The organism is Pseudomonas sp. TMB3-21 (assembly GCF_054898145.1).
The window spans coordinates 258,518-271,241 of sequence record NZ_CM142718.1 but is presented as its reverse complement, the minus strand read 5'-3'; the positions used below and the strand labels follow the sequence as shown (position 1 = coordinate 271,241).

General features: G+C 59.3%; 13 protein-coding genes. 1 reads left to right on the top strand and 12 read right to left on the bottom strand.

Annotated features, from left to right (window positions below):
- Position 1: 1 nt before the first annotated feature.
- The 8 genes from ACYZTS_RS01415 to ACYZTS_RS01380 all read right to left on the bottom strand — a co-directional run bounded on the left by ACYZTS_RS01415 (position 2) and on the right by ACYZTS_RS01380 (position 10,028).
- Entirely contained in the window at positions 2-1,120 is a 1,119-nt protein-coding gene (locus tag ACYZTS_RS01415) for a succinylglutamate desuccinylase/aspartoacylase family protein (protein WP_461993482.1), read from the bottom strand.
- A 24-nt stretch (positions 1,121-1,144) separates the two neighbouring features.
- Positions 1,145-1,855, bottom strand: a complete 711-nt coding sequence (locus ACYZTS_RS01410; RefSeq protein ID WP_461993480.1) for an ABC transporter permease — start codon at positions 1,853-1,855, stop codon at positions 1,145-1,147.
- On the bottom strand, positions 1,852-2,580 hold the full coding sequence (locus tag ACYZTS_RS01405; RefSeq protein WP_028622492.1) for an ABC transporter permease: 729 nt from the start codon (positions 2,578-2,580) through the stop codon (positions 1,852-1,854). Before ACYZTS_RS01405 ends, ACYZTS_RS01410 begins: the two co-directional genes overlap by 4 nt.
- Positions 2,581-2,638: 58 nt before the next feature.
- The gene (locus ACYZTS_RS01400; RefSeq protein WP_028622491.1) at positions 2,639-3,421 is read right to left on the bottom strand and encodes a transporter substrate-binding domain-containing protein; all 783 of its coding nucleotides are present in this window, start codon (positions 3,419-3,421) and stop codon (positions 2,639-2,641) included.
- 309 nt (positions 3,422-3,730) lie between these two features.
- Positions 3,731-5,419 (bottom strand): ATP-dependent DNA ligase, encoded by a 1,689-nt coding sequence (locus tag ACYZTS_RS01395; RefSeq protein WP_461993477.1) that lies wholly within the window; start codon positions 5,417-5,419, stop codon positions 3,731-3,733.
- Positions 5,416-6,444, bottom strand: coding sequence for a ligase-associated DNA damage response exonuclease (locus tag ACYZTS_RS01390; RefSeq protein ID WP_028622489.1), 1,029 nt, complete (start codon positions 6,442-6,444; stop codon positions 5,416-5,418). Before ACYZTS_RS01390 ends, ACYZTS_RS01395 begins: the two co-directional genes overlap by 4 nt.
- Before the next feature lie 187 nt (positions 6,445-6,631).
- Entirely contained in the window at positions 6,632-9,082 is a 2,451-nt protein-coding gene (locus tag ACYZTS_RS01385; RefSeq protein ID WP_461993474.1) for a penicillin acylase family protein, read from the bottom strand.
- Between the two features lie 301 nt (positions 9,083-9,383).
- Positions 9,384-10,028: a glutathione binding-like protein gene (locus ACYZTS_RS01380; protein ID WP_028622487.1), complete on the bottom strand. Its 645-nt coding sequence runs from the start codon at positions 10,026-10,028 to the stop codon at positions 9,384-9,386.
- Between the two features lie 137 nt (positions 10,029-10,165).
- On the opposite strand from ACYZTS_RS01380, the gene ACYZTS_RS01375 reads away from it, so the two are divergent.
- A complete protein-coding gene (locus tag ACYZTS_RS01375) occupies positions 10,166-10,723 on the top strand; it encodes a cysteine hydrolase family protein (protein ID WP_461993471.1) in 558 nt (185 codons plus the stop codon).
- A gap of 179 nt (positions 10,724-10,902) precedes the next feature.
- Here the strand turns inward: ACYZTS_RS01375 and ACYZTS_RS01370 are convergent, their stop codons facing one another.
- The 4 genes from ACYZTS_RS01370 to ACYZTS_RS01355 form a co-directional block, all read right to left on the bottom strand.
- Entirely contained in the window at positions 10,903-11,124 is a 222-nt protein-coding gene (locus ACYZTS_RS01370; RefSeq protein ID WP_461993469.1) for an SEC-C metal-binding domain-containing protein, read from the bottom strand.
- A complete protein-coding gene (locus tag ACYZTS_RS01365) occupies positions 11,121-11,615 on the bottom strand; it encodes an LEA/WHy family protein (RefSeq protein WP_461993467.1) in 495 nt (164 codons plus the stop codon). Before ACYZTS_RS01365 ends, ACYZTS_RS01370 begins: the two co-directional genes overlap by 4 nt.
- Positions 11,616-11,714: 99 nt before the next feature.
- A complete protein-coding gene (locus tag ACYZTS_RS01360) occupies positions 11,715-12,191 on the bottom strand; it encodes a YchJ family protein (protein WP_028622484.1) in 477 nt (158 codons plus the stop codon).
- A gap of 4 nt (positions 12,192-12,195) precedes the next feature.
- Positions 12,196-12,693 carry a DUF6231 family protein gene (locus ACYZTS_RS01355; RefSeq protein WP_028622483.1) on the bottom strand — a complete coding sequence of 166 codons (498 nt, stop codon included), beginning with the start codon at positions 12,691-12,693 and terminating at the stop codon, positions 12,196-12,198.
- Positions 12,694-12,724 lie beyond the last annotated feature (31 nt).

Here is a 12,724-nt window from a genome sequence, read left to right as displayed (position 1 = left end):
CTCAAGGCGAAAGTAGGTAGCCGCTGCGATAGGCTTCGGTGCCCGCGACGTGGGCGATCACCATGCCGGCAGTGGCCATGCGCCGCAGCGAGCGGGCGTACATCAACCCGGCGGCGGTGCAATGAATGGGGGTGACGCGGTTCAGGATCGGGTCAATGATTTCCGCGATCAATTGCCCGGCCTGCAGGTACTCGCCGGGCTGCGCGGTGAACACCAGCAGGCCGCCCACGGGCGTAGCGACGGGTTCGACGGCGGCGAGCGGAGTCGCGGGGTAGGGCAGGTCCGGCAGCGGCCGCAGCTCGCCGGCGATGGCGCCAAAATGAATCAGGTAGTCGATCAGCGCCTGACAGTCGAGGCTGGCCAACGGGTGATTGACGTCCCCTTGCCCGCGCAATTCGACAGTCACCGAAAAGCTGCCCATTGGAATCTTGAACTGTTCGCCAAAACGTTCGCTCAGTTGCCACCACAGCAGGGTGAAGCACTCATCGAACGACTGGCCGCCGGAATCGGTCGCCAGCAGACTCGCCTCGGCGCGGATGTAGCGGGCCAGCGGTTCGACTTGAGGCCAGGCCTGCGGCGTGGTGTAGAGGTGCGCAACCGCTTCGAAATCGCAGTGCAAGTCCAGCACCACATCGGCATCACAGGCCAATCGTTGCAGGATCAGTCGTTGGGATTGCAACTGAGTGCCGGCGGTCTGCCGCGCCAACGCATGGCGCAGGCTGGTGCGGATCAATTCGAGGTTGCGCTGCGGATCGTCGCCGAGCTGGCCTTCGATCTCATTGCCGACCTCTTCACTGAGGTCGACGAACCAGCGATTGAAGTTTTGCCCGCTCTCCAGATCGTAGCGACCCAGCGGTACGTCCATCAGCACTTGCTCGAGACCGACCGGGTTGGCCACCGGCACCAGCACGATTTCACTGCGCAGGCGGCCGGCAGCTTCCAGCTCTGTCAGGCGCTGTTTGAGGTGCCAGGCCACCAGCATGCCGGGCATTTCATCGGCGTGCAGAGACGCCTGGATGTAGATTTTGCCTTTTGCCGAGGTCGGGCCGAAGTGGAAGCTGTGGATCTGTCGCGCGGTCCCCGGCAGCGGGGCCAGCAAGTCATGAATCTGGTGGCGCATGTTTCTTTATTCCTGAAGCGGGTCTTAGTGGGTCGGCCCGAGAAAGGCCAGCCATCGGCGTTCGGCGAGGCGAAACAAGCCAACCAGCGCAAAGGTAATGGTCAGGTAGATCAGTGCGGCAATGCCGAACGACTGAAACGTCAGGAAGGTCGCCGAGTTGGCGTCCCGCGCGACTTTCAAGATGTCCGGTATGGTTGCAGTGAATGCCACGGTGGTCGAGTGCAGCATCAGGATCACTTCGTTGCTGTAATAAGGCAACGAGCGACGCAAGGCTGACGGCATGATCACGTAGGCATACAACTTCCAGCCTGTAAGACCGTAAACCTTGGCCGCCTCGACTTCACCGTGGTTCATGTTGCGAATCGCCCCGGCGAAAATTTCCGTGGTGTAGGCGCAGGTGTTGAGGGCGAAGGCGAGAATCGTGCAGTTCATCGCATCGCGAAAGAACGCATCCAGTATTGGCTGCTCACGTACGGCCGCCAGGCTGTAGATACCGGTGTAGCAGATCAGCAACTGTATATAGAGCGGCGTACCGCGAAACAGGTAGGTGTAGAACTGCACCGGCCAGCGGATGTAGAAGTGTGGCGATACGCGGGCGATGGACAACGGAATCGACACCACAAAACCGATCAGGATCGAGATGCTCAGCAGCCACATCGTCATGGCCAGGCCGGTGATGTTGTAGCCGTCGCTATAAAGGAAGGGTTTCCAGTATTCCTGCAGGAGTTCCATCATCGTACGGCCTCCCGGGAACCGGCGGCGTAACGGCGTTCGAGCCAGCGCAGGATCAAGTTGGAAGCACTGGTGATCAGCAAGTAGATCAACGCGGCCAGCACCAGAAAGTAAAACAGTTGATAGGTGCTTTTGCCCGCGTCCTGAGCGGCTTTGACCAGGTCGGCGAGGCCGATGATCGACACCAGCGCGGTGGCCTTGAGCATCACCATCCAGTTGTTACCAATGCCGGGCAGAGCGAATCGCATCATCTGCGGAAACACAATGATCCAGAAGCGCTGGCCGCGCTTTAGGCCATAGGCGGTGGCTGCTTCGACCTGACCACGGGGAACCGCAAGGATCGCGCCGCGAAAGGTTTCGGTGAAATACGCGCCATAGATGAAGCCCAGGGTCAGCACGCCGGCACTGAACGGGTTGATCTCGATGTATTCCCATTCCATGAAGTCGGTGAAGGTGGTCAGCCATGTTTGCAGGCTGTAGAAAATCAGCAGCATCAGCACCAGGTCCGGTACGCCGCGGATCAACGTGGTGTAGAGCTGTGCCGGCAAACGCACGAGTTTGACTTTGGACAGTTTGGCACTGGCGCCCAGCAGGCCGAGCATCACGGCCACCAGCAGCGACAACGCCGATAGTTTGATGGTCATCCAGGTGCCTTGCATCAGCAACGGGCCGAAGCCCTGCAGGCTGAAAGCGGAGAGCCCCAGATTTTCCAGGAGGTTTTCGAACATGGAAACAGCAACCTGATCAGGAGAAAAAAGCGCCCATCGGGAGATGGGCGCCGGGGCATTATTTGCCGCTGTAGAGATTCAGATCGCCGAAGTGTTTCTTCTGGATGGTGGCGTAGGTGCCATCATCATGTAACGCTTTGATACCTTTATCCAAAAGCGCTTTCAGCTCGGTGTTACCTTTACGGATGCCGATCGCGGTTTTCGAGGGCAGCAATTCGCTGTCGACCGGTTGGCTGACTTCATAGCCTTCACCTTTTGGCGACTTCAAAAAGCCCAGTTCGGCTTGCAGCATGTCCTGGATGGCGCCGTCGAGACGACCCGAAGTCAGGTCCGAATACACCTGATCCTGGTTCTGGTAGGCCTGGGTTTTCACCCCGGCCTTGTCCAGAACAGCCTTGGCGTAAGCTTCCTGAATGGTGCCTTGCTCGTAGCCGACGGTTTTGCCTTTCAGCGAAGCGGGGTCTGCGCTCAGGCCGGAACCCTTCTTGAACACGTAAGCGGTAGGGCCGGAGAACAACTCGTTGGAGAAGTCGATGACTTTTTCGCGGGCCGGGGTGACGGTCATCGAGGAGATCACGCCGTCGAATTTGTTGGCCTTGAGGCCGGGAATCATGCCGTCGAAATCGCTTTCAACCCATTTGCATTTGACCTTCAGCTCGGCGCAGATCGCGTTCCCCAGATCGATGTCGAACCCTACCAGATTGCCGTCAGCCGCTTTCGACTCGAATGGCGCATAGGACGGGTCAACACCAAAACGCAATTCCTTGTATTCCTTGGCCAGCGCGGAGCCGGCGGCCACGCACAATGCCAGTGCAGAAAGGGTCAGCAATGCTTTTTTCATTATTTAATCCCTAAGAACCAATATGAGCGCTTGTGGCGCAGAATTATTGTTACTGCAAAGCGTAAGACCCGTTGGAGGTAGCAATTTCCGAACCACAGTCCCGAACAAGTGTTTTAAAAGGTGATTCAAGAAGTGGCAAGGAGAAAATGGTGCGTGGAGATGTTCGCGCGGAAATTGCTGCACCAAATCAGTTCAAGACACTGAGATACCTGTAGGAGTGAGCCTGCTCGCGATTGCGATCTGTCCGCTACATTTGTATTGGCTGACACACCGCTTTCGCGAGCAGGCTCGCTCCTACAGGAGTTTTTGTTAGCCCAGCAGATCCTGCAGCGTTGCCAGGTTGTCGGCTTCTTCGACAGTCTTGTCCTGGCGCCAACGCAACATCCGCGGGAAGCGCACGGCAATTCCGCTTTTATGCCGCTTGGACAAGGCAATCCCTTCAAAGCCCAGTTCAAACACCAGGCTCGGCTTCACGCTGCTGACCGGTCCGAATTTCTCAACCGTGGTTTTGCGTACGATGCTGTCGACCTGACGCATCTCGGCATCGGTCAGCCCGGAGTAAGCCTTGGCGAACGGCACCAGCGTGCGCTCGCTGGATTCCAGAGGCCCGTCCCACACGGCGAAGGTGTAATCGCTGTAGAGACTGGCGCGTCGTCCATGTCCGCGTTGCGCATAGATCAGCACGGCATCGACGCTGAACGGGTCGACCTTCCATTTCCACCACACGCCCATGTCTTTGGTGCGGCCGACGCCGTACAGCGAGTCGCGCGCTTTTAGCATCATGCCTTCAACGCCCAGGCTGCGTGACGCTTCGCGCTGGCGTGCGAGATCGAGCCAGTCTTCACCGGCCAGTACGGGCGAGGTCAGCAGCACCGGGTTGGCGCAGTCGGCGATCAACTGATCCAGTCGTTCACGGCGCTTGGCTTGAGGCTGATTGCGCCAGTCTTCGCCCTGCCATTCCAGCAAGTCGTAACCGAGTACGACAACAGGCACATCCTCAAGGATTTTTTTGCCCAGGGTTTTACGGCCGATGCGCTGTTGCAATAAAGCGAACGGTTGTACAGAGGGGACGGCCGGCGCCTGAGGATCAAAAGCGTCTTCGGTGTTCGGCGACGGCGCTTTCCAGACGACGATTTCTCCGTCGATCACGGTACCGTCCGGCAGGCAGTGGACCAGACTGTCGAGTTCCGGAAAACGCTCGGTCACCAGCTCCTCGCCACGGGACCAGACCCACAGGCGGCCGTCGCGTTTGACCACCTGTGCGCGAATGCCGTCCCACTTCCACTCCACTTGCCAATCGCTGGCCGGGCCGAGCAACGCTTCGAATTGTTCGACCGGTTGCGACAGCGCGTGAGCGAGAAAAAACGGATACGGCTGGCCGCCGCGCTGGGCATGCTCGTCGGACGATTCCGCAGCGATCAGCTTGAGATAACTGGCCGCGTTCGGCCGATTGGACAGGTCGGTGTAGCCCACCAGTCTCTGAGCAACCCGTTTGCTGTCGAGTTGAGCCATGGCGGCCAGCGCGCGGGTCACCAGCAGTTTGGAAACGCCAACGCGAAAGCTGCCGGTGATCAATTTGATGCACAGCATCAGGCTGTGACGGTCCAGCTGTGCCCACAATTCTGGCAGTCGCTCGCCCAATACTTCGGGTGATTCGCCGCGCAACGGCAGCAATTTTTCTTCGATCCACGTGGCCAGGCCGTCGGTGGAACTGTGCAGGGCCTCGGGCAGTACCAGCGAGATAGTCTCTGCCAAATCGCCGACCGCTTGATAGCTTTCTTCGAACAGCCAGGTCGACAGTCCTGAATATTCAACAGCCAGTTCCCGGAGGATTTTGGCCGGCACCAGTTGCCGCGGACGTCCCCCGGACAAAAAGTACACAGCCCACGCGGCATCTTCGGGCTCGGCCTGGGCGAAGTAGCGCTGCATCGCTGCCAGTTTGGCGTTGCTGGAGGTGGTGGCGTCGAGATCAGCGTACAGCTCGGCGAAAGCCTTCATGCCTGCACCTCGGCGCTTTCGATGACTCCGTTCTCTTCGTCTTCATCACCGTATTCGGTATTGAAGCCTTGAGCATCGAGGCCTTTTTCGCGCAGGTGGCGCACCAGCACGCCGATCGAGCCGTGGGTGACCATGACGCGTTCGGCACCGGTCTGCTCGACGGCCCACAGCAAGCCCGGCCAATCGGCGTGATCGGACAGGACGAAACCACGGTCGACGCCACGCCGCCGTCGGGTACCGCGCAAACGCATCCAGCCGCTGGCGAAGGCGTCGCTGTAGTCACCGAAGCGCCGCATCCAGGTGCTGCCGCCGGCGGACGGTGGGGCGATGACCAAAGCTTTACGCATCATCGGGTCGGTTTTTTTGACGTCGCCCGCATAGATCGTCGGCGGGATATGGATGCCGCCCTCGCGATACACCCGGTTCAGCGGCTCGACCGCACCGTGAGACAGAATCGGCCCGATGCTGGCGTCGATGCCGTGGAGAATCCGCTGGGCCTTGCCGAACGAATAGCAGAACAGCACGCTGGCCTTATCCACAGCCGCATTGGCTTGCCACCACTGATTGATTTCGTCGAACACCTGCGCCTGAGGCTGCCAGCGATAGATCGGCAGGCCGAAGGTCGATTCGGTGATGAAGGTGTGGCAGCGCACCGGTTCAAACGGCGCGCAGGTTCCATCGGGCTCAATCTTGTAATCGCCGGAAGCAACCCAGACTTCACCACCGTATTCCAGCCGCACCTGGGCCGAACCGAGGACATGGCCGGCGGGATGGAAACTCAGGGTGACGCCGTGGTGCAGCAAGCGTTCGCCGTAGGGCAGGGTTTGCAGGTTGATGTCCTGACCGAGTCGCGACCGCAGGATCCCTTCGCCGGGTGCGGCGGCGAGGTAATGCTGGTTACCGCCCCGGGCATGATCGCCGTGGGCATGGGTAATCACCGACCGTTCGACCGGGCGCCACGGGTCGATATAAAAATCTCCGGCGGGGCAGTACAAACCTTCGGGGCGAGCGATAACAAGATCCATGGGCTGACCAAATGGATGGATTTGTTAGGTATGAGGTGGAGGCGAGGGGAGAAGTTCTATCGAGATATCTGCAGCGTGGCGCAGCCCCTGTGGGAGCCAGCTTGCTGGCGATGGCGGCGTGTCATTCACCAAAAAAGTGTCAGACAGTTCCTCATCGCTAGCAGGCTAGCTCCCACAGTAGGGTGGATTATTTGCCGGGAGTCAGGGTCAAGCGCTTGTTGCCATAGGCCTTGTCGAAGTTCTGCGGCTGCATCGGCAAGCTCATGTACTTGCCCTTGAGCCACGGATCAACGCTATCGAGGTAATTGGGGCTGGCAGGATTATCCGATTGCCCCGTGCCGTTCTGCCCCATCAGCGGCTCGGCCTGGCCGAAGTCGACGATGAAACGCATAGCCGGTGCCAACGTGGTGTTGAAGTCCTTGGCCCAGGCGAACGCAGCGGTATTGAGCGTCGTGTGATCGCCGCCCGCTGCTAGCGGACCGCGCACGGTCTGGCCACTGCTGTTTTTCCATTCGTAGCGGTGCAGTTTGCCCCATTGCCAGGCTTTGTGATCGCCGCCCAACTGGCTGTCGCCAGCGGTTATCGCGGCCGCGAGGGCGCGTGCGAGGATTACCGGTTTGTCCTCTTTTTGCGGCGTGCGCAGGTCATCCCAGAATGGGCTGTCTTCGCGACTGAGCAAGTGATCGGCCTGTGCAGAGTAGGACAATTCCCCGCTTGCGATAAACGCTTTCCACGCCGGACCGCTGTCCGAACCCAGTTCGTCGAGGAACGTCTGTCGCGCACTTTCCTGCAGGAATAACTCATAAATCGCCGCATCTGCGGACGTCGCCGCGAGTCTGCCGTCGAACGCCATTAAGCGAGCCAGTGCCTCGCGAGCCTTGGGCTGATCGCCTGTCGGCAACGCTGCAATGGCCTGTTTGAGCGGTTGCACCATGCCCGGCGCGGCGAACATTTTCTTCAGTTTGGCGGCGAACGTGGTGGTCTGATCGTATTGCATGGCGATCACGCTGCGGGTGTCGTGCTTGCCCCCACCGGCCAGCTCCGCCATGCGTTCGCCACGTTCCGGCGCCGACCAGGAATTGGACAGTTGCATACCGTAGCCATCAGGAATGACTCGCTGGTTAGCGGTGCCTAACCAGCCCTGCGCCGGGTCCTGATCGTAGGGGTGCAGCATCGGATCGGCATAACCGTCCCAATCGTATCGACCTTCCCAGCCCGGCGATGGCAGCAAGCCTTCGCCTTCACGGCGATTCGGGTAGCGACCGGTGACTTGCCAGCCAATGTTGCTGGCGTCGGCGAACACCAGGTTCAGGGTCATGGCGCGAATTTCACGGCTGGCGTCTGACGCTTTCTCGACGTTCTGCGCCCGGGACAGGTCGAAAAACGCGTCCAGCGATTTGTCATCGGTGAAGTTCGGCGTTTGCAGGGCCAGACCGAGGCTGTTGCCGAGCGCGGTGCCCTGGGCACTGTTGAGAAGCGGGCCGTGGCGGGTTTCGTACACCGCTTCGCGAATCGAGCGCTGACCTTTGACGAAATAGGTTTCGTTGCGCACGATCACCGGCTGCCATTTGCCGTTGACCTCGTAAGACAAACCATTGCCCTGGCGTCGGATTTTTTCCAGGAACAGGTCCTGGTTGTCGCCCATGACCGACGTCATGCTCCACGCCACTTTGCCGTTGAAACCGCCCAGCACCATCGGCAGCCCGGCGATGGTGACGCCGGCGGCCTGATATTTCGGCGCTCGGATTTGCACATAACTGAACAACGACGGCACACCCAATGGTGCGTGGCTGTCGCTGGCCAGCAGGCTTTTGCCACTGCGGCTGCGTTGCGGCGAGATCGCCCAGTTATTCGATGAAGTGGCGCCCAGCAAATTCATATCTGCCAGTTGCCCGGTGGCTTTACTGATTTCAGCAAGACCGGCAATCGCGCCATTGAGCTTGATGCCCTGAAGTTTCTCGGCTTCTCCAACCGGCAGCTTTTCATCAGGCGCGGACGGCGCCAGCCAGGCAAGTTTGTCGGTGGAGACCGTCTGCGCGAGCACCAGCGAGGAAATCTCCTCCGGCAGGTTCGCCGACTGGCTGAAATTGAGCAGGCAGAAGATCAGCGCCGAATCTTCCGGCTTCCAGTATTCGGGCTTGTAACCGGTGGCCGCGAGGTCGGCCGGGAGTTTGTCGCGATAGCGGAACAGATAGGCATTGACCCCGCGCGCATAGACTTCGAAGAAGCGTTTCAGGCGTGGTGAAGAGGCCTTGTAGAGCTCGCCGGCGTTCTTCTTCAGGTTGACGGCGCGCATGTAGCGGTCGGAATCAAGCAGGTCGGCACCATACATCTCCGACAAACGGCCCTGCGCCAACAGGCGCAGGGTAGCCATTTGCGTCATGCGGTCGGTGGCGTGCACATAACCGAGGGCGAACAACGCGTCGTGAAAGTTGCTGCTTTCGATCAACGGCATGCCCATGGGATTGCGGCGCACCGAAACGTTTTGCGCCAGACCTTTGAGCGGCTGCACGCCAATGGTGGGCGGGAGGGTGTCCTGAGTGTTCCAGGTCTGACAACCGGTCAGGCTCAAAACACCGGCCACTGCTGCGGCAACGCCGAACCGGGGAAGAAAATGTAAGAGGGCTGGCGAGGCCATGGCGAAGCTCCTGCGGGGGTAAAGGCGCAATAAAGCCGCTACGTTAGAGAGCAGGAGGTGGCCGCGCAAGCGGGGTTTCAGGTTATTTCAGGATTTGCCCGCCGAACCGCAATAGATCGCAGGCTGCGCCAGCTTTTGTAGGAGCTGGCTTGCCAGCGATGGGGCCAGCAAATCCAACTTCTAACCGCCAGCCCCATCGCCATCGCGGGCAAGCCCGGCTCCCACAGGTCTGGCATATACTGGGATCGTTCGCGCGAACCCTTGTAGGAGCTGGCGCAGCCTGCGATCTTTTGATCTTCTTCTAGGGCTTCGGCGGATTCACTTTGGCCACCAGTTCATACGCCTTCACCGTCGCCGGGCGGTTCTGGATATGGTTGAACCAGCGCAGAACATTCGGAAAATCCTCAAGGTTCTGGCTCTGCCACTTGTGGGAAACGATCCACGGATAGATCGCCATGTCGGCGATGCTGTATTCACTGCCCGCGACAAAATCATTGTTGGCCAGCTGCTTGTCGAGCACGCCATAAAGCCTGGCCGTCTCGTCGATGTAGCGCTTGATCGCGTAAGGAATTTTCTCCGGTGCGAACTGGCTGAAGTGATGATTCTGCCCGGCCATTGGCCCCAGTCCGCCCATCTGCCAGAACAACCATTGCAGCGCCTGCTGACGACCACGCAAATCCTTGGGCAGGAACCGGCCGGTTTTCTCCGCAAGGTACAAAAGGATGGCGCCCGACTCGAACAGCGCCAGCGGTTCGCCGCCATCAACCGGCTGATGATCGACAATCGCCGGGATTTTGTTGTTCGGCGAGATCTTCAAAAACTCAGGCTTGAACTGGTCGTTCTGACTGATGTTGATCGGGTGAACGTTGTAAGGCAGGCCGGCTTCTTCCAGGAAAATAGAGATTTTGTGGCCGTTGGGGGTGGTCCAGTAATACAGGTCGATCATGAAATACTCCAAATCAAGGGACGTCATTACTTTCGGACAGCAAATGCCGGCATCAGGTCGTCCTGTTTGCCTTGCCTGTAGGAGGAGGTGATGCTGAAGTGTGGAAAATTCAATGACACTGCGTGAGAAAAGTCGGCATGGAGCTTCAGAAAAGTGCGGCCCTGATCATCATCGATCAGCAAAAAGGCATCCTTCACCCCCGACTGGGTCGCCGAAACAATCCTCAGGCCGAGGAGCGAATCGTGGAGTTGCTGGCGTTTTGGCGGCGAACCGGGCGGCCGGTGATTCACGTGCAGCACCTGTCCCGTTCGCCGGACTCGGTGTTCTGGCCAGAGCAATCGGGAGTGGAGTTTCAGGAGCGATTTTCCCCCCGGGCCGGTGAGCACCTGATTCAGAAGCAGGTGCCGGATGCATTTTGTGCGACGGGGCTGGAGACCAGTTTGCGCGAGGCGGGGACCGAGCAGCTGGTGATCGTCGGCGTCGCTACCCACAACTCGGTGGAGTCGACCGCGCGCACGGCCGGCAATCTCGGTTTTGCAACGTGGGTGGCGGAGGATGCGTGTTTTACCTTCGACAAGGCCGATTACTTTGGCAACCCGCACTCAGCTGAAGTGGTGCACGCCATTTCGCTGGGGAATCTGCACGGGGAGTACGCCACGGTCGTCGCCAGCGCAGATATTCTGAGGGCCAGGTGAAATTCTTGTGGGAGCGGGCTTGCTCGCGAAAGCGTTGTCATTGAAAAGTTGATGGTGAACAGGCTCACGCCATCGCGAGCAGGCTCGCTCCCACATGTGATTCATATAACGGCGTAGATCCTCTGCGGACCTGCCCACGTGGGCGATTCAACGGGCGGAGACAACCTCCGCCCCAAGCATCAAGCGCCGTGGCACTTCTTGAATTTCTTGCCGTTACCGCATGGGCAAGGGTCGTTGCGGCCGACGTCTTTCAAAGCGTTGCGCACCGGTTCCTGGTGAGCGTGGCCGCAGTTCGGACCGTGCACATGGCCATGGTCGTGATCATGGCCGTGATTATGCTGCTCTTGATGGTCATGATCGTGGTTGCAGTCAGGGCCATGAACGTGAGGTTGCTGGGTCATCGGGTTTGCTCCGGAATAAAATCGGCGGGGATTATCACGCCATTACGCTCCAGGTGCACGTAGTGCGCGATGAATAGGCCGGTTTCCATTTCGCCTTCCAGACGATAGGGAATTGGCTGGTCGGATTTTTTCAGCAGTTTCACCAGCTCCCGCACCTTGGGCCACAGGTTGGTGCGAATAGGCACCTTGAAATAGGCGCTGCGCTTTGGCCCTACCGTAAACCAGTGTTCATGTTCGCCTTCGGTCAGAAGGATGTTGCCCAGATGAATCCGGTATTCCAGGCCTCGCACGGTCAGGTCGCTGTCGTTGGGATTGTCGACGCGAAAATGCAGCAGGAAACGTTGCTGCATCAGTTTGGCCTGAACGACTTCAACCCTGACCAGATGCACCTGCGGCTCCGGCCGGTCGTCGTCAAACCATGAAGCGCAGCCGCTGAGCCCTGATATCAAGAGCAGGCCGAATAGATAAAGTGCACATCGCTGGGTGATCATGGCTTTGTTCTCCCTTGAACCCCAGTTTAGCCCGCAAAGAATCGCAGCCTTCGGCAGCAATGTGAACCGAACGCAGGCTTCGCCAGCTGCTACAGGGCGCTAACTGCCGAAATACCCTGCGCAGCACTTCTTGAATTTCTGCCCGCTGGCGCAAGGGCACGCATCGTTGCGCCCGGCCTTGAGTTGCACGGTCGGGTCGATGAAGTACCAGCGTCCGCTGTTCTGCACAAATGAGGAACGTTCGCGGTGGCTGTGCTCGCCACTGCCGTCGTGCCAGCGTGCAGTGAAGGTCACGAAGGCATGCTCCGGCTGACCGCCCAACACTTCGGAACCCTCCACTTCAAGCCCCAACCAGGTGCTGCGGGCACTCCAGTCGCTGATCGACTGACGGTCCAGCCCTTGCTGTTGCGCCGGCAGAGTAGTCACCACCAGGTAGTCAACCAGTCCCAATACGTAGGCGCTGTAGCGCGAGCGCATCAACGCCTCGGCGCACGGTGCGGGGTGCCCTGCATGGTAATGGCCACAGCAGGCGTCGAGCAGGGTGCCGCTGCCGCACGGGCAAATGGATGTACTCATTGCGTTACCACCAATATTTCCCAAAGTTTTCCGGATTGGCCCAGAAGCGTGAATTGAGCCAGTCGGGTACCTGTTTGTAATCCAGCAAATCATAAGTGAACAGGGTCAGCACCTGGTCGTCGCGCTGAAAACGTTCGCTGGCTTGCAGTGCCAGCGAGAAAAAATCAGTCTCCTGCCAGCCGCTGGCCTCAAGGTCCGCCAGCACCGCGATGCGACTCGCGTTGAGATTGCGGATCCCGCCTAATAAATTAAGGCCATCGCGCTTGGGCAAATGTTCCAGGCAATCGACCGCCAGCGCAAGGTCGAACCGGCGCGCGGCCAGCTCGGCGGGCAGCGGGCCGGGTGCGGCATGCGCGACACAGGTGCCCGGGTGCGCGAGCTTGAACGCCTCGAGTGCGGGGAATTCGCTGGCGCCGATCAGCAACAGTTGCGTCGGGGCATAACGTTCCAGCAGCGCGGCCACAGCCTGCTGTGGCGTGCGCGAAGAAATACCTGCAGTCATCGAAGATCCTCAATCAGAATCTCAAGACTAG

Excerpts from the sequence above, each read along its gene's own strand:
- ACYZTS_RS01415 (WP_461993482.1), bottom strand. The coding sequence starts at position 1,120 with ATGCGCCACCAGATTCATGACTTGCTGGCCCCGCTGCCGGGGACCGCG.
- ACYZTS_RS01410 (WP_461993480.1), bottom strand. The coding sequence starts at position 1,855 with ATGATGGAACTCCTGCAGGAATACTGGAAACCCTTCCTTTATAGCGAC.
- ACYZTS_RS01405 (WP_028622492.1), bottom strand. The coding sequence starts at position 2,580 with ATGTTCGAAAACCTCCTGGAAAATCTGGGGCTCTCCGCTTTCAGCCTG.
- ACYZTS_RS01400 (WP_028622491.1), bottom strand. The coding sequence starts at position 3,421 with ATGAAAAAAGCATTGCTGACCCTTTCTGCACTGGCATTGTGCGTGGCC.
- ACYZTS_RS01395 (WP_461993477.1), bottom strand. The coding sequence starts at position 5,419 with ATGAAGGCTTTCGCCGAGCTGTACGCTGATCTCGACGCCACCACCTCC.
- ACYZTS_RS01390 (WP_028622489.1), bottom strand. The coding sequence starts at position 6,444 with ATGGATCTTGTTATCGCTCGCCCCGAAGGTTTGTACTGCCCCGCCGGA.
- ACYZTS_RS01385 (WP_461993474.1), bottom strand. The coding sequence starts at position 9,082 with ATGGCCTCGCCAGCCCTCTTACATTTTCTTCCCCGGTTCGGCGTTGCC.
- ACYZTS_RS01380 (WP_028622487.1), bottom strand. The coding sequence starts at position 10,028 with ATGATCGACCTGTATTACTGGACCACCCCCAACGGCCACAAAATCTCT.
- ACYZTS_RS01375 (WP_461993471.1), top strand. The coding sequence starts at position 10,166 with ATGGAGCTTCAGAAAAGTGCGGCCCTGATCATCATCGATCAGCAAAAA.
- ACYZTS_RS01370 (WP_461993469.1), bottom strand. The coding sequence starts at position 11,124 with ATGACCCAGCAACCTCACGTTCATGGCCCTGACTGCAACCACGATCAT.
- ACYZTS_RS01365 (WP_461993467.1), bottom strand. The coding sequence starts at position 11,615 with ATGATCACCCAGCGATGTGCACTTTATCTATTCGGCCTGCTCTTGATA.
- ACYZTS_RS01360 (WP_028622484.1), bottom strand. The coding sequence starts at position 12,191 with ATGAGTACATCCATTTGCCCGTGCGGCAGCGGCACCCTGCTCGACGCC.
- ACYZTS_RS01355 (WP_028622483.1), bottom strand. The coding sequence starts at position 12,693 with ATGACTGCAGGTATTTCTTCGCGCACGCCACAGCAGGCTGTGGCCGCG.